We start from the raw sequence: 20,443 nt of genomic DNA, 5'->3' as shown, positions 1-20,443 counted from the left end.
ATCTTTCCCTTGATGAGGACGATTGAAATTATATTCATACTCAAATAGCTTGAGATAGTACTTTCGCTCTTCGGAAGAGGTAAATCTAAAAGCGGTGAAAGAGTTCATAGTTATCTGTACGATTAGAACGCTCAATAAAGCCATTTCTCCAGGGCTTCCCTTTAGGAATCAAAGCATGGAAACGACCTGAAGTTTCCACGGCTTTGGTGAAAGCAGTTTTACGATTGGGATGATGACTATATTTCATTGTAAACATCATGGCATTATCTGTCCAGACTCCAAAAAAGGGGGGAGTACATCTAATGGGTTTCCTTAAAATAATGGTTCTCCCGCAAGTTCCGTGCTCAAGCACTATAAAGGACTCGTTTTCGAGGTAAATCAAAGTTAGCTCTGCCGTACATCTGCCTTTATAACACTTTAAGTCGATTGATTTGCCCTTCCGTTTGTCCGTTGCTCCATTCAGTTTCCAGAGTGGAACTGCTACATTTGTATGGACAGATTTCTATGGATTAACCAACAGAGTATGTATAGTTTTTTTCATATTTTCGATTTTGTTTTACGACAGCAAATATACGGCTAATAAGTTTGTTACGGACTGCATTGATAACTGCCATTTTGTTTTTCCCTTCAGCTACTTTTCTTAGGAAATAATCCTGTAGCTCTCCTTTGGTTTTGATAGCTGCCAAAGCAGACAGATGCAACAGGGTTTTTACCGATTTGTTAGCCAGAGGTGTGACTCGGATTTTTCCCTTAATGCTAGACCCGGAGCGATATGGAAAAGGAGCTACTCAGGCATAACACGCATATTAATCCACCAATCCTCAATGGCAAACTGAAGAATATGCTCCTCATATTTTTCGTCTATAGTGAAGGCTCTCAGGCATCCTTTTGTGACAAAACTCTCAACCCGGCTTACTTCTCCCATAACCACTAAAAACTGTTTCCGCCGCAGTTTCTTCAGCTTTAGCAGGCTGAGAAAAAAGCGAATTTCTTCCTCTGTAAGTGCTATATGCTGAGTCACATTTTTGAGAATGCATTTATGATGATAGGCAATGTCTTCCGTAGCCATAAGTGTAAAAAAATGTGTAATACGCTCATTTGCTATTGCAAGCTAGCCGTAAAGCTATACTTATCCTAACCCTGCTTAAACTACTTTAAGGTTTTTTCTTAAGATTCTTTAAGGCATCAGGCTTCTGCTACACACTATGTTTGTATTATAAAAAATTAAAATTATAAACAACATAGCAGAAAAAGTTCAGGCGCTCAATCTATTGATTGAGCAAGGATAGATTTTGTAAGCCTTCGAAAAATACTACTATGAAGAGGTAGTTATGCAGGAAAATGAGGAAGCACCAGTAATTGGGAAAGCTTTTAACCGGGAACGGGAAAAGGACTTTGTACAAAACTTACAACGCTTCCAGGCAAAGCTGTTGAAGTCGGCGCAGAAAGAGAACTTCGTATTTTCGGAGTGGGAATACAAGTATGAACATCGGGACTGGGGCGTTAAAAATTACAACTATGTTTCAGTTCTGGAATGGAAAGATGGACAGGTGATCCAGGAAAAAATTTTACTATGCAAATTAATTAAAGACCATGAAAAAGATACTATTTGGGACAGAGCAAAGCTGGGCGGCTTTTATTATGCGGCTTGGTTTAGGAATTTTGCTTTTTCCGCATGGCGCCCAGAAACTAACCGGATGGTTTGGCGGATAGGGTTTTCAGGGACAATGGATTACCTGACCGGAGAGGTAGGCCTTCCCTGGCTCATAGGTTTAATGGTGATTCTTATCGAATTTGCGGGGTCGATTTTACTCCTGTTAGGCTTAACAACCAGGGTAGCCTCCTTGCTGATCATTATTCAGTTTGTAGGCTTCATCTTTACAGCACATGTATCTCACGGATTTTTTATGAACTGGGAAGGCAATCAGTCAGGCGAAGGTTTTGAATACCACTTGCTGATCATTTCTCTTTCACTTGCCTTACTCATACAAGGAGGGGGTAAATACTCAGTTGATCGGAAGATAGCAGCCGGCAAGCAGTTCACGAATAGCACACATACCATTGGTAGCTCTAAAGCCTCTCATCAGTATTCTTAAATAGTGATGGGGGCCGCACTTATACTTCTGCCCCAACATGGTATCAGTGGCAGGATAAGGATGGTACTGTTTGCGTTATTCCACAAACAGATATAACTGTTTGATTTCAATAATTCCTTTATATAATTTTCAATAATCATTCACTCGTCTGTATTTTTCTTTCATTTAACATTCATACACATATGTCATTTACATTAAGAGGGCTAGCAATTCTGATATGGCTCTTAAGTGGATTCCTTTACATATTAATAGACTTTAAGGCACCTCAAAAAAATACGTTTGAGAAAGTAGATGGCCCTATTATCCGCGATACCCTTGATTGCAAGCGCATTCATCAGGAAATAGTACCTAGTACTTTACTGGCAGAGAGAAACTAAAATACTGTATAAAATTTGTCTGAGTCCGGCAAATCAGGATAAGCTTCTGCCATAGCATTATGAAAAAATAAATTTATATGGGCACATCTTTTACTATTGAACCTTGCACCCGGCAAGTAATCCGCTTTAGCGATGCGATCCTCTCGGACGTTTAAATAATGCTCGTTATCTGGATTATATGATATCAGCGCACCAAGATCACTTAAGTCATTTTTAAGGATTTAACCTGCAGGAGTGTATCCGGCAAGGGTTTGGCTGGGTAGTAGGCCATCATGAAATCGCCTACCTGAAACCTGTCCGTTACCACGAAACTGTCTGGATTCAGACATCACAAATTGCACTGACAGAAAATTATCTTCAGGTAGAAGCGCTTATGTTAGATGAAGAAAAGCAACAAGTAAAATCCCTGTTGTGGACTAAGTATTACTTGATAAGTATGGATACAGGGAGGAAGGCTGTGCATAGCCCCGAGCTTTTATCTTTTTTCGGAAAATTACTCAACCAACGAGTAAATCCTTCAGCCGGTTTCTCTGCCAGGGTAACCCAGGTACGTTCACAACCTGTTGCTGGTTAACGCTTTTTAATTTGACAAACCCAATTCAACTTACATTCCCTGTCAGTGATACCTAACTGGAGACCACCTACAGCTAATCAAAAAACAGTATACACCCATGAAAAATAAAACTAAAAATCTAATACAAGTGACCGAAGCAAATTTTGAAGAAATAAAAAACGCTTCTCCCATATTGCTGATAGATTTCAGCGCTGACTGGTGCCCTCACTGCCAGGTAATGGAACAAATTATGCATGAACTTGCTGATCAATATGCGTTGAAAGCCACCATTGGCAGAGTAGATGTAGAGGAGTCAACTAACCTGGCAGTGCGGTTTCAAGTCAGGAATTTGCCAAGTATCCTGGTTTTTCGGCAAGGGGAGCTCTTGCACAAATATGTAGGTTTGATGCCAAAAAGGGTATTAGATGCACAAATCCAGGAATTACTCCCAAATACTTGTTCTATGAATATATAAACTAAATGAGGTTACTGGCCATAGCAGGCTCAAAATAGTTAAAACCATGGAAGATATTATTGGTAGGTTCTTTCTTCTATGGTTTAAATCACACTTACTAGCCACACTACTCCAAAGAAAGTAAATAGAGATAGATAGATTTTATTTCATCATCCGAAAAGTTGGCTGTTACTTTCCAGGGCATATGCTCATTGTTTATCTGCTTACCCTGATGTGTAATACCGGTCCTTAAGGTTTTCATAAACTGTGCTTCATTTACTTTTCCAATTATACCGGAAGAGGTAATATTGGGCGGAGAGGGAAAACCAGGCAACACTGGGTCACCCCCTTTTAAATTTTCTCGGTGGCAAGCTGAGCACATCACAGAGAGATATTTACCATACGCAGCACTTACTTGTGTGTTTACTTCGGGTAATAACTGCAGCTTATGATCAATATCCTCGGCTGAGAGCAGGTTTACTTTCCCTAAGTAATTCACCACACGCAGCACAGGGCCAATTTGTATGTCAGGCAATGAATTATCAACAGGCGGTAAACTCTGGCAATAGGCTATAATGGCTGCCATATCTTGCTGAGCCAACTGTACATATTCTTTGGAAGGCATAATAGTTAAAGAGGTATTATATGAGCGCAGTCCATGTTGAATAGCTTTTAGCCAATCAGTTGCTGTGTAGTGTTCCGGAATACCGCCTTTCCCTCTGGTAAGGTTAGGAGCAACCAGTTTGCCGAGTGCAGGATTTTCAATAATTACTTTGCCTGCCATGTTTTCGCCGTGGCATTCCACGCACCCCCGGATAGCCACCAGATGCTTTCCTCTGCTTATTAATGCAGGATCATCGGGTATCTGTATGAGTCGTAGCGTAACCTGATAGGTTTTTTCTAATTGTTTTTTTAATTGATAACTTATGTACCAGTAGCCTAGTAGCCCGGTTACAAGCAGGCATGCAATACCTATACCTGTCCATTTAAGAATTTTGCATAACATTTTTATTAACAATTATTTTTAGCAAAAGTCTGAAAGGCTATGTAAAATGAAGCTACGCAAAACGGATGAACATCTACGCAAAAGGGATTATCTTATGAAGTACTACGAATTTTCTTTGTCTGACCTGCTACAGGAAAACCAGGCTTATGGTTATTTGTCCCAAACTCCGGGAGGGATTACTGACAATGCTACCTCTATTCAAGACTTCACACACAACAATGCATATATAAGCCACTACCAGATGACCGACAGAAGTACATCAAATGTGCAGATTGCTTTTGTTGAATTACAGGTAAAAGAAAACAACTTGCAGATATGCGATACAGATTGTGGTCCAGGAATTAAGAGTAGTTTTCAATTAAGTGGCCAGGTAGCGTCTTCTGTAAATTATATTAACCAGACTTTAGAATTCAAAAAAGGCCATCATAACTTGCTTCATACTTTAGAGACAGGAGGAAAGCATCTGCTGAGGGCAAATGAAAAGGTAGAAATTTTTCATGTAGGTTTACCCCTAACTACCTTCAGAAGGTTTATAGATGATACCGAAAAATGGGGAGAACAAACCTTGAACAGAATAGAAAGACAACATGCTTTTATTGCTAACCAGCAGTCTTTGCCTATTACCACTGCTATGTTAACTGCCATGGCAGAAGTTAAAAATTGTGTATTGAAAGGTCATGTACAAAAGCTGTATTTGGAAGCAAAAATTACTGAAATTATGGCCCTGCAACTTGACCAGATACTGGCACATAATAACTTGTATAGCCAACAAGCCTTTATCAGTAATACTGACAGAGAAAAACTTACAGCAGTCAGGGAATACATTTTAACTCATTTTTTGCAAGACTTATCTATTCAGCAACTCGGCAAGCAATTCTTACTAAATGAGTTCAAATTAAAAAAAGGATTTAAGCTTCTATTTGGTAAACCAGTTTTCTCCTTTATCCAGGAGCAACGCATGCAGTATGCAAAGCTACTGTTGCTGGAAAAAGTAAAAAACGTAAATGAAGTAGCAGAGATGTTAGGCTATGTGAATGCTAATCATTTTTCTGCCGCTTTCAAGAAGCATTTCAACATAAGTCCGAGCGCATTGCTATACAATTGATTTAAGAAAAACAGGTTTGTACATTTTGCAGAATATATCAAGCTAAAGTGATATTGTCAGAACCATTATTTTCGGAAATAGAGTAACCGGGACAACTTACTTGTTTTACGGTCAGTTGTGTACATTTTCATATTTTGAGTATCAAGAAAGGGGGAATTACTTGAACTATTGTTATTGGTGTTATTGGGTCTTATTCATAGTCCTACTTGAATGTTTTTTATTCAGAAACATAGCAACAGCTTCTATTAAACTTCCTATTATTTTAATCAGTGCTTCCATATTTGTTTAAATGAGTTGTGATGGGGAGTTATTTCGGTAATGATTACAAAATTTTCTTTATGTAACTTCTATTTTCTTTCAAGTTTGTGGCTAATCTTTAGCTTAGGTGAATATACTATTTTGAGAAATGGAAACAAACCATCTTTGGAACTTTTGTGACTAGTTTTAGTTATTCCCCCTTTTGCTTTACTGCCAAATTTGACTTTTGGCTAACGAATTTTTCTTCTTTTTGAGTGTTCATAAAACAGGCCCCTGACAATCACCGACGTTTCTTTAGTTGTTTCAATTCTATAAACGCTTTGCCTGCTGTTCAATATCGGTAAGTTTAGCCACTATCTCATGGGGAAACCATAAGGGATTTTTGATGCCATCCGCATTTTTGCACCTGGCTCCTACATGAAACAGCCTCATAAGCACTGTGAAGCAAGGCACTAAGTCCAGTTCTAATGGAGATATGGGCAGCAGTTGGTTGTAGCCTTCTAAAAAGGAAGAAATATTTTCTTGGTTAGCTCTTTCGTAAAAGCAGAAGCTGCCTAGATCATACAGCAAAAAGCCATAGCCGCTAAAATCAAAGTCATACATGGTCACCTGATTAGTGGAGGGGTCTAGGAATATATTTTCGTAATGTGGATCTCCATGACAAATACCTATTTTCAGTTCTTTCAGTATGGAAGGTGTCAGTTTCTTATTAAGTAGAGAATGAATCTCTATAAGCTTATGATGAGCTTCTAGATAAGCCGGTAATACCGTTTGAATAGCCTGCAGCGTGCCATCCAGAATACTATTTACTGAGTAGTCTCTTTGCAAATGTTGGATATGCTTATTAGCAGTAATCAGATGCATTTGAGCCATAAACCTGCCGAACACAAAAGCTTGTGAAGGGCTAAGTAAGGATAATTTTTCTCCCTGCGCATAAGAGAACAGCGCCGCGTAGCGTTCTCCTTCGGGACTGCTTATTTTCTGGATCAATCGCTCCTTTTGGTCAGCAATCGGATAAGATACAGCTAGTCCTTGTGCCTTTAACCATACGAGTAATTGTAATTCAGCCTCCACCTGCTCGAATGTTTTCCATCCGGCTCTATAAATCCTTAAAATAAACCTTGAACTAGTGCCTTGGATGAGATAGGTATCGTGCATACCTTGATACAAAAACACTACCTTTAAATCCTTTGGAAGCAAATATAATGGAAGTAAGGCTTCTTGCAGGGCTTGCGAGGAGATCAACGAATAGGTTACTGGGAAGACCAAAGCCTGGCTCATACGCATAATTGAGTCAATGACTGTTCTAAGTTATCAATTCTTCTGCTGGTGGGCAGTCTTTAGAATAGATCAATTTACTAAGCTTATTATAGTGATACAATAAAAAATGATTGGTAGGATAAATGTGTAACGCGTGTAGCGTTTTAGGGTGAGCAGAATTATTTATTTAGCTTCCATGAGGTCGTCTATCTCCTAGGTCTAACAAAGGGGTAATGACCCGGTGGATATTTCAGGAGATCATATAGGCAATATATCCATTTTCAAGAACGGTGTAGTTTGAATTACTTCCTTATAACTTTAGCTCTACATTCGGCTGCTATCTACAATCGCTCTTCCTGAGTGTACACTTTTTTAAGGGAAGTCCATTTTTGATTTGGTAATCTTTCCTTGAATATCTGCTAAAGCTACTTTAAGAAATCCAGGATTGCTTTTGCGGTCTCCTCTGGTTTCTCTTCCTGAATAAAATGTCCTGATCCTTCTATTTCCTTCATTTCATACTTAAGGACATGCCCGGATAAAAAATTCTCCAGGATGCCAAAACTTGCCGGTGAAGCAATTCCTTTAGTCACATGTTTAATTGTTGAATAACTCTTTTGGTCTGCGATATCCTGGCCAAAAGCCTGATACCAGGCATTGGATGCGCTTATGCTTTTTTTATCATTATAGTGTTGGATATATACAGACCGGTCAAAGGCATTGATCGCCTCTTGATTAACCAGCAATTTATCCAACAGATGATCTAACAACAAGCTAAATCGTCCTTCCAGCAGCCTGCCAGGTAAGTCGCTTACCTGATTAAAGGCGACCCACCAGGGATACACAGGCGCTCCTACAGGCAGCATGGGCAGTCGATACATATTTTCATCGGGAGGCGGGGTGTCTAACAGAATCAGTTTGTTGACTTTCTCCGGGTAATTGGCCGCAAAGGCATAGGCTACATTGCCCCCTATGTCATGCCCGGCTACATGTACCTTTTCATACCCTAAGGCAGCAACCAATTCCTTGATATCGCTGGCCATAGTCTTCTTAGTATAACCTTCTACAGGCTTATCACTATCCCCCATTCCCCGCAGGTCCACCACAATCACCGTATGCTTTTGGGCCAAGAGAGGCATCATATGGCGGTAAGCCCACCAGGTTTGAGGCCAACCCGGCAATAATAGCAAGGGTTCTCCGCTTCCTCCGATCACATAGTGAAGCGTTAGGTTTTTGACTTTTTGAAAGCAGCTGGTGAAACCCGGTATTTTGTTAATCAGATTTTGGGTTGCGTATGGATTCATAGCGATAGAGATTTATTCTTTTAGTCCGATGGCACCTTTAAAGGAAGTCCAGGCAAATTTCTTACTATCATTTCTGGCAATATCCCCAGACTCAAAGGCATAAATGGAAGTCTCAATGATTGATCCGAACAAATTAAAAATCCAGGGCAGCGTTAGTTCAGCGTTAATGCGCCCCTCCTGTTGAAGATTCTTGATGATGGTTAACCATTTGGATTTGACGTTATCAGATTCAAATTCTTTATTTCTATCTACTTCTGCAAAACTACTACGCTCATAGATTCTTTTGACAAACGAATAATTAGCCCCTTGCTCAATGGCAGCAAACAACATATTCCTTACTTTTTTTATTGGGTCATTATCCCTTTCATAGGCTTCAGTCATCGCCTTGTTACATCTATCGAGCATCTCGTTTTTGCAAGAGTCAAGTAATTCCTGACGATCTTTAAAATATCGATGCAGCGTTCTGCGGGACACCCCAGCCTCTTGAGCAATCTTCTCTAACGTAGCTGATTCGTTGAGCCGAAAGCATTTTACGGCTGCAGCGATAATTTCAATTTTTGTATCAGTCATGACACAAATATATGCAATATGTCTCAAATAAGTGACATAATTAAAAATTAATTGATCAACTTTTTCGATGAATGGATTCAGTATCAGAGTAAGAAAAGGATTGCAGTAAATAGTCAGTAAGGTGAAATTATGAAATGGTTGCTGATTTTTAGATAACGGGTGTCAGGCGCCCTCTTTTACTGATAGAGGAAAAGTAGAAAAAAATAGTAATGGTGAGTATCCAGAAAGGGGTAATTTTTGTAACTAATTCATTCTTAGGACTTCATTTATGGGTAAAAGGAGGAATGATATTTTCCCCTCTTGCCTATTTTTTAAAGCAAAAGTTGGAATAGTAAAGGGGTAGTTACAGTAAATACCATTATACAAAACATGTTGAGTCTGATCATTTGATGGGAGGTGCTGAAGCTTGAAAATAGTAAGCATATTAGGTTTTTTATTATTGCTCGGATAGGTTATGTAACAATTCGCTTACACTTCGAGCTTTGCTTCTCTTTTTCTTCCTGCTTCCTCTATACTGTTGCGGCTATGAATTAAACTTGATCTCCCAAATAATAGTAAATAGTATGAGCTTGAATTACAGAAAAGGTCATACTTTATCAATTCCTAGTTAGAAGCCGGTTTAATTTTTTTCGGAGGCTCCATTCCTTCTAACCTCCATGCTTCCTCATAGATGGATCTATAGGTAATAATGATCTTTGCAGCCTCCTTATTAGTAGCAGATTGTTTCTCAAAAAACCTTTTCAATTTGATCGAACTTTCTCCCGAATTATGAGCAACAACCAAAGTAATCTTTTTGCCGGCAGGAATCACCGAACCGTTTGAAATATTAGTATAGGTATAGCCACCGGGCCTCTCTTCCAGTTTGGGTACGGTAGTCAAAAAAGAAGCTTGGTCACCAGGATAAAATTTGCCTTTATAATTTACGCTTACCTTTTGGATGAAAGCTGGCCCTAGCCCGTTGTTTTCTAAAATTAAAGAATAAATACCTGCTTCATGGGAATTATACATTTCCAGGTAGGGTAACATAGTGGCATAGAGGGCTTGCCTGTTTAATTGGGCTTGCTCCTGAGTTATTACAAATTGCTGCTGAGAAATTACAAATTGTTCCCGGGTAAGTTCTGCCTGTTCCTGAGAAAGCTTGGTTTGGTAGACAAGAGCCAGGAATGTTCCTAAGCTGATAATAAAGGCAGAGGTGCCAACAATCTTATCCGGGTTGAAATATTTCCTTATATTCATGGAATACTATTTTTACCTTTATTGAAGCTATTAGTAGATGTAGTTGATTAAATCGCACGAATAAATGATCGGACTACAGCTGAAGCCTGCTGTTTGCAATATACTATCTTTTGTTAGCTGAACTTACTCCTTATAACCGGAGGTAGCTAATTACCTTAATGAGTATGAGGCTTCAATAAAATAACAGGACAAAAACTAAGCTTGAAGTCCATTATTCTTTTATGCGCACGAGGCAATCAACGTTACTTCCCTGACACAGGCTAACTTATAAAAGGTGGTTAAAATAAATACCTTTTTTTGAAACTCAAAAAAGATTCGGATTCTACATCTGCCCTGTTTCAATTCTACCTTTTGGAAAGATAACTCCTAATGCCTTTTTTCTTTATGCCTTTTTACACCAAAAACTGGCCTCTAACCCTGCATCTGAGCAGATGATAGCATTACTTGTAATCAGTTCTTACTTTGTTGTGTAGTTTTGCTCCAGCTTCCTTAAATAGACAATTGTTTGCCCACTAAATAAGGGGGCTCCATACCCTGCTCTTTTAGCCGCTTTGTTATATAAAGCTACAAAGGTGAAGGGATTGTCAGCTTGTTCAATCAACCTGTTGAGTAAACCGTTATCCTTTATTGTCTTGGCCATATAATAGCCGGGGATGTGTCCGACCGAGTTTTCCAGCAGCTGCCGGTATTGCCTCTCATCTAAGTAGCTTTCTTCGCTTTGAGCCAGCTTCTCCACTATTTCATTTAAGGCTATAATCACTGCAGGTGCTTTATCTAGCAGATAACTCTGATAAATGTCTTTCTGATCCCAATCAGATTGCTCATTTAGAAAATAAGGTTTGTCTACCAGATCTGCTAGTCCCTCATTGAGCATAGCATCCAAGGCATAATACAAGCCTTTGTGGGCATCGGCAAGGGGTTTGATGGCTTTCGACTTTCTCAAAAAGTGGTGGATCTCATGTCCCCCGAAAGCCCCTGCTTTGATGCGGTCCAGATCATAGGAGGTAAGCAGACTGATGATTACTTCGCGCTCAGAAGCACTCCCTTCACTTCCTAAGCTCGTATAGTAGATCTGGGGTTGAAATGGCAGTGCCTGTAGGCGCTTGGGAAGAAACTTGCGGGCATGAGAGAGCATGGTATCTAGTAAATCTGTTTTTTCTAGCCAAGCCATATGCTCTTTCAAGTTAGGCTCCTGGGTTTTATAGCGGTGAATAGCACTCAACATGGGATCTGTCGGTAATTTGCTTTGCAAAAGAGAGTCCATGGAGGGACGGTATACTAGTTCGAGTTTCTGCCGGTATTCCTCTAGATACGACTGAGGCAAGTTATTGCTTTCAATGTAAATCCGGTTACCGGCTTGAGATAGAAAGGTTTGCCATAAACTATCGCTTAAGGGTTGATCCTTTTTGAGCTGTTCAACAAAAGGGAAATAATGCTGCAAAGCCTCTGTATTGGCTTGTCCATAACTTTGCAAAACGGTTAACATTCCTAGGAATATGAGTGCTTTTTTCATTTTTTTGTTTCGCTTACATATATGATGAGCCTAATGCCTGGTACCTACTGTTGTCACGTTGGGCAAAAGTGGATACCTAGTAAAGCTATGTTTATCGTTTCGTTCACATCTTTTGAAATGGAATTCATCAAAGCTATCCACTAGTTCAATACATCTTTTACCTCCACTAACTCAAAATTAGGATTAGACTCAAACAGATGCCTGAGGATAGGAATATGGCCTTGCCCATAGATGACTAAGATGGCCCGGTCGGCAGGTTGCAGCTTTCTCAAGATGTTGGTATAAATATGCAAATTGGTTTTGTACCACTCAGCTACCAAATTAGTACCCACATACTGATCTTCCTTGCCTATTTTAACCGTATACTTGGTATATAATTGATGATTATTACTTAGGGCATAGGGACTATTATCAAAAAGTAAGAATTCTTTTAAAGGTAAATTCTGCTGTTTATCCTTGTTTTCATCGTTGTTGGCTTGAGCAAATTGATATAAGCTATCTAGTAAATGGGTTTGATTATTCTTGGTAGCAAACTCCTCTAATGGGGCTGTTTCAAAGTAGCCCATATAATTGACCGCTGTAAGGCTAGTAAGGCCTAGTTTTTTTGCAGTTTGAAATCCTAGCTGGTCAATTTCACTTACCCCTAACTTATACTTGCCGGTTAAATACAATTTATAGGCACTATCCAGCTTGGGTTGGTAATTTACCTCCCGTTCTACGCAGATTTGGTTGGGTTTGAATGCGGCTAACTTAGTTACTACTTCTGCTATCTGTTTCTGCCCTTTTGTACTTTCAACATCGAAGCCTTTACTTTTGTATACATCGGTGGGAGAAGGGGTAAAATGAGGCACACCTAACAGCAAAATTTTAGTTTTATGGGAGGGCGTCTGGCCCAAAAGGGTATGTATACAAATAAAGAAGGCAAGCACCGTCAAGAGAGGTTTCATTAAAAGTTTCATTAAGTAACATTAAACAGGAAGGTAAAATAAGAAGATTGGCGTATAAATACCATTGAATCATGTAAAAATAGACAGGTAATCTTCTTATTCCAAAATGATAATTAAAATGTAGCTTTGATCATCATTTTGGAATAAGAAGATAAGCGCCCATTTAACTACAGTGTATATTCGTCGATGGTTAACAGAAAGGGGGAATTTATTTTACTTGTTCAGGTAATTTGCATCCATCTGTTAAAAATGTATCTTTGTCACTATGCAATGTAATCTGCTCCAACTCTATCGCTAATACTGCTTCTGCAGACCTGTGGGTTGCTTTCTTTCACCTTTGGGTGAATAACAGCCTTGCTTTGTATTAACTAAAGCAAAACAGGGTTTCTTCTTGCTAAGAGCCTACCAAAGCAATTGACCACAGCATGCTACCACAGCATGCTTTTCTTCTTATTCTTTCACCTGAGGGGAATGCCTCTTTCCATTAGAAAGATGGGCTATGCCTGTATTGCCCTCTCCATTATCTCAATTTATGAATCAATCATCATTTATGAATCAATCATCGCCCTTTATACAATCTCCTACCATTCAACAAGTGCTCTCGCTTGCTTCCACACATGGCCTTACCCTGCAAGGGGAAAGCCTCTCCTTGAATGAATCCGGCTTAGATTTTCTGGTAGCCATTGCTAGAGACCAAACAGACAACTCATGGGTGCTGCGTATTCCTAGAAGAAGCGATGTGGGAGAAAAAGCAATCTATGAAAACAGGGCACTAACCCTGGTAAGCCAGCATCTGCCGGTAGCTGTCCCAGAGTGGAAAGTAAATACTGAGCAACTGATCGCTTATCGGCTGTTACCAGGTACACCTGCGGCCACAATCGATCCACAAGTCAAGCAATATCAATGGCATCTAGACCCTGCTAACTTAGCGGCTGCTTTTACTACTTCCCTTTCTCATACCCTAGTTGCCCTACATAGTATTGATCCCAAAGAAGCTGCCCAAGGCGGGATTCGGGTCACTCCTGCAAAAGGGCTGCGCACCACACTGCAGCTTAAAATGGAACAGGTACAGCAAGAAATGGGTGTCTGTAAGGCTTTATGGCAAAGCTGGCAAGAATGGGTAGGGGAGGATTCTTATTGGCCTCAGCATACATCCCTGGTGCATGGGGATTTGCATGCCGGCCATATCTTAGTAGATACCCAAAGCAGGGTAAGTGGGTTGATTGATTGGACAGAGGCCGAAGTGGGGGATCCTGCCATCGATTTTGTGCCTTATTTAGCCACCTTTGGGCAGCAGGCGTTAAGCACTTTACTAACCGGCTATGAGCAGGCAGGCGGCAAAGTATGGCCAAGAATGAAAGAGCATATTGTGCGGCAACAAGGAGCGTATGGGATAAACATTGCCTTATTTGCTTTACAATCAGGGGTAGAAGAATATCTACAGATGGCTAAAGTGGCACTTGGGGTAGACAAATAGTAGAAACATAACGGATCCGGCAGAGATTTCTTGTACAATCCGGATCAGTAACAGATCTGACAGAGCTTTCTCATGGAACACAAAGGGGGAGTTAAATTAACTCCCCCTTTAAAGAAAACTCATTGAATCCGTTTCTTTTTCCAAACACCAGTCGAGGGAGGCATCCCTGCTTAGCTCATAGGGTGATATTTTCAGAAAACGCTCTCCTTCCCTGTTTGAATACCAATTCATAGTTCTGCCTCCTCTTCTTTAGTATACCAACTCTGCCTATAGAGGGCAACAGGCATACCCCATTGTTGTCTTTACTGACTTTTCGTCGTTTGCCAACTACCTCCCTCATTGTTGGCTGTTTTCCAAGTTCCTTTCAATTGCTTGCTTTCAAGCTTACCCTCTACTTGTATTGGATTGCCATCAGGATCGCTAAAAGAAGCTGTCAGGCTGTTTCCTTCTAGCTTAACTGAATCAAAGGTAGCCGGAGTGGATTTTTCCCCGCCTTCCGGGTGAATTACTATTTGACCACTTAGTGTCCCATTTGCCTTTCGGCTAAACTCCATTTCACACGTGCCAGGAGTACCTCCATCATAACTGCCTTTCCATTTACCTACTAATAAGGCTGTAGACTCTGTAGTTTTAGTAGGAGTTTGAGCAGATTTGCTTGTAGTTTGGCTGTTGGCCAGGAAGACAATGCCCAACAGAAAACAGAGTGTGAACCATACATGTTTTATTTTCATAAATGTTGAGAGGAAGAAAGAGTAATGGTAGATAATGTTTTATAGAACTACCCAACTAAGATGCTAAGTTGATAAACGAACATCAACAGACTATGAATATAAGGAAGGGAAGTAAAAATCAAAACTAATTAGTTGAATTTAATTTTGGCTATCAGTTAATTGAATTCCCCCTTTCGGGTAACCTGCAATAGATAAATATGAGCAAGAAGAGTGTTTATGTTTGGTTATATGAAAATCACTCTTCTCTATACTGTTCCAAGACACCTATTGTAAAAACTAGAAAGTAAGTAAAATACTAAAAAGGCAGGCTGAGTGACCAGCCTGCCTTTTGATTTGGACTTAATTAGGGATTAGTTCTTGATTACTTTCATCACGTGCGTTTTTCCATCTTGGGTCTGCAGTTTAAGCAGGTGCAGGCCATGACTTAAGGCTACGCCTGCTAAATCAAGCTCTAGCTCGGATTGCCCCGACAAGATATACTCCTTCACAAAATAAGTTTTGCCTACCACATCTGTTAAGCTAATAAGCACCTTGCCCTGCTGCCCGTTGGTAGCTACCCTCATTCTGTTAGTAAACGGATTGGGATAGACAGCTATACTTAGCTGCAGATTTTCTTCACTGGCCAATCTAGCAGCAGAGGGCACAAAAGGGGACAAGACTGATCCTGGAATCACACTGATGCTACTGCTGCCGGGAATAGTCCAGCCAACGGCTAAGTTATCCCCATAAACCGCTTCTTTGTGCAAAGCTTCGATGTAGTACTTATGGCCTGCCTGCAAAGTGACCGCTACAGATTTTTGAGAAGCATACTTGGTCCATTGCCTACTAGAAGTATGTCCGGTAATGTAGGCAATCTTTATTTTACTTAACGGATTATCCGTTGTACCTATCCACAATTCTCCTTGATCGTCAGAAGCCAGATAGAAGGTATAATCGCCAGTGGCCGGTGCACAAAGGTAGCCTCTGATGCGCTGTCCATAGTTATCGCCTATATTAGAGGGTGTTTCAAAAGAAGCGATCTGAGTAGAAGAAGTAGGGGTAGTCGTAAGGGGAATACTAGCGACACTACCACCGGAGATATTGGCCCAATACTCTCTTAAAATCGTTCCTGACGCATGACAAAACGGACCAGCGGGATCAGCCGGCGAGAGTACCGAGCCAGGGATCACACTGATGGTTGTAGTAGTAGGCGTTTGCCATCCCACCGCTAAGTTATCGCCGCCGGCTCCTTCTTTATGCAGGGCTTCAATATAATATTTTTTCCCCGCCTGTAAGGCAATCGTAGCTGACTTCTGAGTGGCATATTTAGTCCATTGCCTGGAGGTGGTATAGCCAGTGACCGAGGCTATTTTCTGCTTTAAGGCAGCATCATCACTTGAGCTTAGCCATAGCTCCCCATTATCATCAGAAGCTAAGTAGAAGGTATAATTTCCTGTAGCCGGGGCACAGATATAGCCTCTGAGCCGCTGCCCGTAGTTGTCTGATACATTGGTAGGGGCTTCAAACGAAGGGAGTTGTGTGGAGGTTAAGGGCGCTGAGTTTACAGGAATAGAAGAGATTTCTTTTCCTGGAATGCCAGACCAGAACTCGCGTAAGATACTACCTGTGGCACTGCAAATGGGTGTGGAGCCGACAGTAATTACAACGGGATCAGACCTGGTAGCTACGCCATTTCCGTCGTTTACTACGGCTGTAAGGGAGTAAGTACCTGCCGGTACATTCGTCCAGGTATAGCTATACGGACTTTGAGCATCCCCGCCAATAAAAGTATTTCCATGATAAAAGTCCACTCCATATATTGATCCATTAAACCCAGAAACATTGGCTGCCAGCGTGATGCTAGCCGGAGCAGCATAGCTCGAATTTGGAGAAGGGGATGTAAGGGTTACCACCGGTGTATTCCTGACTTGAACCCGACTAAAGGTAGCTGTATTCAAGGTGCTGTTATTCTGAGATGTGAGTGCCATGCCTATATAAACGGTGTTGCCCATGGCAATATTCATCGTACCAATTAAGGTCCAGCTTTGTTCTGCACCAGTTGAGTAATAGGCGGAAAATGTATTGCCTTTTCTTTCCAATCTGAGCCATTTGTGAGCGGCAACCGACGTATAGCCAGGAGTACCAGCACCTTGCCGCCACATAAAGTTTGTATTGCCTGAAGGATTCACCGCTACAGCTGCAAAGGATGAATTAGCACTCAGGTCTTCCCGGATCATTAAGCCGGCCAGGGCATAGGGATGGGTATTGCCCATGTTTTCTACATAGGCTGTGATAGTGCCATTGCCAGTAAAAGGTTGATAAACATACCGAAAGGCATCGGGTGCCTTATAGAAGTCATAACCTCCACTTTCTAGGGTAAACAGAAAACTAGCCGGTATAATATCGTTGTTATAATTGGCACTACCGGCTATAGCCACGGCACCGATATCCTGGCTTTTCCAGGGAGTAGGAAGGGTGGGGGTTAGTTTCGTTGTTCCTGCCTGTGTAGCATCACTCTTCCACAGCTGCCTTTTTCCCCCAATACCATCGTAGGCAGAAAACAGTAACGTATTATTAATGGGCGTTAGCTCATCTGGAAAAGAAGAGTCATAAAAATTAGGAGCAAACCGATCCCGGTATATGTTCTTTACTTGTACTGTACCCTGGGCAGTACCATCACTTTTCCAGAGTTCACCATCGGGCGACCACCCCCTTTGGCTCCCCGGACTGGCAAACAGCAAAGTGCCATTCAAATTTGTTAGTTTAAATGAAAGTAACTTATTATCCAAGCCTAAACCGAAAGCTTTTATCATTCCTGTTCCTGTCTCTGTGCCATCGCTTTTCCAAAGTTCCTGATGATAACTACTATTCCCCTCCTCATCTACCCTTACATGGTTGACAATAAAAAACAGCTTGTCATTCACTACAGTAAGTTCTTGAGGATAAAGGCCTGGTATAGATTTTACTTTTACTGTGCCTTGGTTTGTGCCATTTGTTTTCCAAAGCCCATAAAAATCAGTACCTGTATCGTAGTTCCCATAAACATCACTTGCTCTAAAATATAGCTCTCCTTTGAAGCTAATGAATTCTGATGGACTGGATCCTAGGTCAAAGGGTTCGCCATCTGGCTTTATATTCTTTAACAATACCGTACCTGCTGCTGTGCCATTGCTCTTCCATAATTCGGTACCTACAGAGCCATTATCGGCAGCAAAATACAAGTTGCCATTCCAAACATACAAATTGGAAGGTACTGAACTTTCTGTTCCTGGATAGATATCCTTAACCAGCACAGTGCCTACCGCCGTGCCATTGCTTTTCCATAACTCAAAACCTGTTGCCGCCTCATAGCTTGCGAAGTATAAGACCCCATTTAGATTGGTCAGTTGAGTAAAACTTCCATACATAGAGCCAAGTACTGTTTTAACAAGGGTGGTTCCCGAGGCTGTACCATCGCTCTTCCATAACTCATAGGTGTTGCTCCCCTTATAAAACACAAAGTAAAGTACCCCATTTACGTCGGTGAGTTGGGAAAAAGGGGAAGGGTTGGAGGAGGTAAAGCTTTTTACTAGTAAGGTACCTTCAGCTGTGCCATTGCTTTTCCACAGTTGTGTTCCATTGGCTGTAAAAAATAAGCTGCTGCCTATCTTTTTCAGGTTAAATGGTGATGAACTAGCTGTCATCGAAGCAATATCTTTTACTAAAACAGTGCTTTGGATAGTGCCATTACTCTTCCATAATTCTGTTCCTTTATCAGGCGAACTAGCTGCAAAAAATAAGGTACCATTCACATGGGTTAAGCCTGTCGGGTTCTCCTGTGCTATAAGCGAGGAGAAGGAAACAAATAAAGCAAGGACAACTAAAACGGCTTGTTTAGCCGCAATAACATACGTGTGCCTGGCAGTAGCTAGGCATAAGCTGGTAAAGGGTGAAAAATAAAACATGAGAAGGTTGGTAAGGGTTAGAAATAAAGAATTGTTAGTTGTTATTTTATAGTAATATTTCTGCCGGATAGGTAGTAGTAAGTGCAATAGTTGGAATAGCTGTCTGTATAGTAGACAGAACGCATCCTGCGATTTACAAAGAATCCACTGTTATTTCGTTTGTTTTCCTTGGCTAGGAGAGATAGCCAAAGAAAAGTTGGACAAAAAAGGCTTAGCCAGGGAAAATCTCATTTACAGCGGGGCAGATTGCTAATGGATTAGGAGAGCAAGTTAACAAGTTGAACATAGACGATTAGTTAAGTAGATAAGTGGTTGTAAAAAAGTAGTTGCTTGTGTATACAAGTTACTGTGTCTATTACAAGTAAATGTGGACCTTCCTTTTCGGATACTGAGAGCCTGCTTATAAAGCTGCTTGTAGAAAATGAGGCCTTAATTTAATTTTCCAGCGGATATCACCCGCTGGTATAATGCAAGCTAGTGTTCAAAAGTGTAGGCCACAAAGGTAAGAGGAATGCCTATACCTGTCAATACCCATTTCCAGGTATATTGCAGATGGCATAAGAACTATTTTTGCCCTATTTCGACTTTTATGTTCAATTAGAGAAATGTTACAGATAATAGAGAATCCATGAACCTTATCCCTATTTTTTGGCCACCTATTCTTTTGATCACAATGTAAACTGTGCCTGTCTACAGGGTAGAGATTTATGAGGTAAAAGAGGGAATGAATGGTAACAAAAACTCATGAAAATTAGCTAACGTAACTTTGAATGATTTAACCACTTTTTGTAACGACTGCCAATATGGCTGATATTGTAGGGAGGGCATTTTGATCAAAAGATGGCGGAGTTACACAAAAGGCAGGGATAAATTTTCTTAGTATTAATTTAAGCAATGTCTACCCCTACTATCTTTCAAATGTAGTATTGAAATTACTATTTAAGCTCCTCTCCTTTTAACAAATAACTGGTTGTGTATCCCCATTCGTCTATCACTCTTACAGAGCTTAGTTTATGTAGTTAGTAGAAAAACAGTGCATTTTTAAAGTTAATAGCGAAAAGGGCAAAAACACCCTTCTTCGATTTTAAAAAAATTCTCAAAATAATCTCTGCATTTTGGGTACTGCAGAATACAGCGAATTTTTAAAAACAAAAAACCGCCAAATTTCGCAAATTTAGCGGTTTTTATTGAGCCCCCAGTCGGAATCGAACCAACGACCTACTGATTACAAGTATAGCGCCTCTATGCTATCAGTCAAGTAGTTATAGGCCATGGGTCTGAAATAGGTCTGAAAAAATAATTTCTAAAACACCCTTTTTACCTCTTTTCGCTAGGAAAAATCAATGGCTTAAGGAGGCTAAAGAAGCATTTTGCACGGGCAATACCTGTTGAAAGATAGCCCTCTTCCCTCCTAGGCTATTGCTTCAGTTAAATGTACAAGTTCATAAATAATAGTGGATGTGATCCTGAGTATTTTTGCCGGCTTCTTTTTTAAGCAAGTCGCTCAGATAACTAGGTGATAAATGCACTTGTTTTGCCAGATACAACTTCCTCTTGCAAGTATTTATAGCAAAAGCTGGAAAAGTAAAGAGGCTAACTAAGTAATTATGATTTGATTGCTATAGTTGTATAATAC

Annotated in this window: 17 protein-coding genes; 6 read left to right on the top strand and 11 right to left on the bottom strand. The window is 40.5% G+C overall.

Translation table 11 applies throughout. The annotated features are described in order from the left end of the window. Positions 1–509 precede the first annotated feature (509 nt). Together Q0590_RS28490 and Q0590_RS28485 are read right to left on the bottom strand one after the other, a co-directional pair. Entirely contained in the window at positions 510–686 is a 177-nt protein-coding gene (locus Q0590_RS28490; protein WP_302041053.1) for a hypothetical protein, read from the bottom strand. A 98-nt stretch (positions 687–784) separates the two neighbouring features. Then, a complete protein-coding gene (locus Q0590_RS28485) occupies positions 785–1,069 on the bottom strand; it encodes a cyclic nucleotide-binding domain-containing protein (RefSeq protein WP_302041052.1) in 285 nt (94 codons plus the stop codon). Positions 1,070–1,331: 262 nt separating this feature from the next. Here Q0590_RS28485 and Q0590_RS28480 point away from each other — a divergent pair, with 262 nt between their 5' ends. The 4 genes from Q0590_RS28480 to Q0590_RS28465 all read left to right on the top strand — a co-directional run bounded on the left by Q0590_RS28480 (position 1,332) and on the right by Q0590_RS28465 (position 3,501). Further along, positions 1,332–2,096 (top strand): DoxX family protein, encoded by a 765-nt coding sequence (locus Q0590_RS28480; protein WP_302041051.1) that lies wholly within the window; start codon positions 1,332–1,334, stop codon positions 2,094–2,096. 182 nt (positions 2,097–2,278) lie between these two features. After that, on the top strand, positions 2,279–2,473 hold the full coding sequence (locus Q0590_RS28475; RefSeq protein WP_302041050.1) for a hypothetical protein: 195 nt from the start codon (positions 2,279–2,281) through the stop codon (positions 2,471–2,473). A 373-nt stretch (positions 2,474–2,846) separates the two neighbouring features. Further along, entirely contained in the window at positions 2,847–3,047 is a 201-nt protein-coding gene (locus Q0590_RS28470; protein WP_302041049.1) for a hypothetical protein, read from the top strand. A gap of 97 nt (positions 3,048–3,144) precedes the next feature. Next, positions 3,145–3,501, top strand: a complete 357-nt coding sequence (locus Q0590_RS28465; protein ID WP_302041048.1) for a thioredoxin family protein — start codon at positions 3,145–3,147, stop codon at positions 3,499–3,501. Between the two features lie 106 nt (positions 3,502–3,607). On the opposite strand, the gene Q0590_RS28460 is transcribed toward Q0590_RS28465, so the two are convergent. Further along, positions 3,608–4,486 carry a c-type cytochrome gene (locus Q0590_RS28460; RefSeq protein ID WP_302041047.1) on the bottom strand — a complete coding sequence of 293 codons (879 nt, stop codon included), beginning with the start codon at positions 4,484–4,486 and terminating at the stop codon, positions 3,608–3,610. Between the two features lie 46 nt (positions 4,487–4,532). On the opposite strand from Q0590_RS28460, the gene Q0590_RS28455 reads away from it, so the two are divergent. After that, the gene (locus Q0590_RS28455) at positions 4,533–5,591 is read left to right on the top strand and encodes a helix-turn-helix transcriptional regulator (protein WP_302041046.1); all 1,059 of its coding nucleotides are present in this window, start codon (positions 4,533–4,535) and stop codon (positions 5,589–5,591) included. A gap of 567 nt (positions 5,592–6,158) precedes the next feature. Here Q0590_RS28455 and Q0590_RS28450 read toward each other — a convergent pair. From Q0590_RS28450 to Q0590_RS28425, 6 genes are all read right to left on the bottom strand, one after another. Then, positions 6,159–7,130, bottom strand: a complete 972-nt coding sequence (locus Q0590_RS28450) for a phosphotransferase enzyme family protein (protein WP_302041045.1) — start codon at positions 7,128–7,130, stop codon at positions 6,159–6,161. A 404-nt stretch (positions 7,131–7,534) separates the two neighbouring features. Continuing rightward, positions 7,535–8,410, bottom strand: a complete 876-nt coding sequence (locus tag Q0590_RS28445; protein ID WP_302041044.1) for an alpha/beta fold hydrolase — start codon at positions 8,408–8,410, stop codon at positions 7,535–7,537. Between the two features lie 12 nt (positions 8,411–8,422). Next, positions 8,423–9,007, bottom strand: a complete 585-nt coding sequence (locus Q0590_RS28440; RefSeq protein WP_302041043.1) for a TetR/AcrR family transcriptional regulator — start codon at positions 9,005–9,007, stop codon at positions 8,423–8,425. A 576-nt stretch (positions 9,008–9,583) separates the two neighbouring features. After that, complete coding sequence (locus Q0590_RS28435) at positions 9,584–10,216, bottom strand: hypothetical protein (RefSeq protein ID WP_302041042.1); 633 nt, start codon at positions 10,214–10,216, stop codon at positions 9,584–9,586. A 457-nt stretch (positions 10,217–10,673) separates the two neighbouring features. After that, positions 10,674–11,729 (bottom strand): DUF5700 domain-containing putative Zn-dependent protease, encoded by a 1,056-nt coding sequence (locus Q0590_RS28430; protein ID WP_302041041.1) that lies wholly within the window; start codon positions 11,727–11,729, stop codon positions 10,674–10,676. A 140-nt stretch (positions 11,730–11,869) separates the two neighbouring features. After that, the gene (locus Q0590_RS28425) at positions 11,870–12,676 is read right to left on the bottom strand and encodes a DUF5694 domain-containing protein (protein ID WP_302041040.1); all 807 of its coding nucleotides are present in this window, start codon (positions 12,674–12,676) and stop codon (positions 11,870–11,872) included. 550 nt (positions 12,677–13,226) lie between these two features. Here Q0590_RS28425 and Q0590_RS28420 point away from each other — a divergent pair. Then, positions 13,227–14,153: a macrolide 2'-phosphotransferase gene (locus Q0590_RS28420; protein ID WP_302041039.1), complete on the top strand. Its 927-nt coding sequence runs from the start codon at positions 13,227–13,229 to the stop codon at positions 14,151–14,153. 302 nt (positions 14,154–14,455) lie between these two features. Here the strand turns inward: Q0590_RS28420 and Q0590_RS28415 are convergent, their stop codons facing one another. Continuing rightward, a complete protein-coding gene (locus Q0590_RS28415; RefSeq protein ID WP_302041038.1) occupies positions 14,456–14,884 on the bottom strand; it encodes a hypothetical protein in 429 nt (142 codons plus the stop codon). Positions 14,885–15,234: 350 nt separating this feature from the next. Continuing rightward, positions 15,235–18,807: an ELWxxDGT repeat protein gene (locus Q0590_RS28410; RefSeq protein WP_302041037.1), complete on the bottom strand. Its 3,573-nt coding sequence runs from the start codon at positions 18,805–18,807 to the stop codon at positions 15,235–15,237. Positions 18,808–20,443: the final 1,636 nt, after the last annotated feature.

Origin of the sequence: Rhodocytophaga aerolata (genome assembly GCF_030503435.1) — a bacterium.
Classification (GTDB): domain Bacteria; phylum Bacteroidota; class Bacteroidia; order Cytophagales; family 172606-1; genus Rhodocytophaga; species Rhodocytophaga aerolata.
Note: the sequence above shows the minus strand (reverse complement) of the source record. Positions and strands in the feature narration are given on the sequence as shown.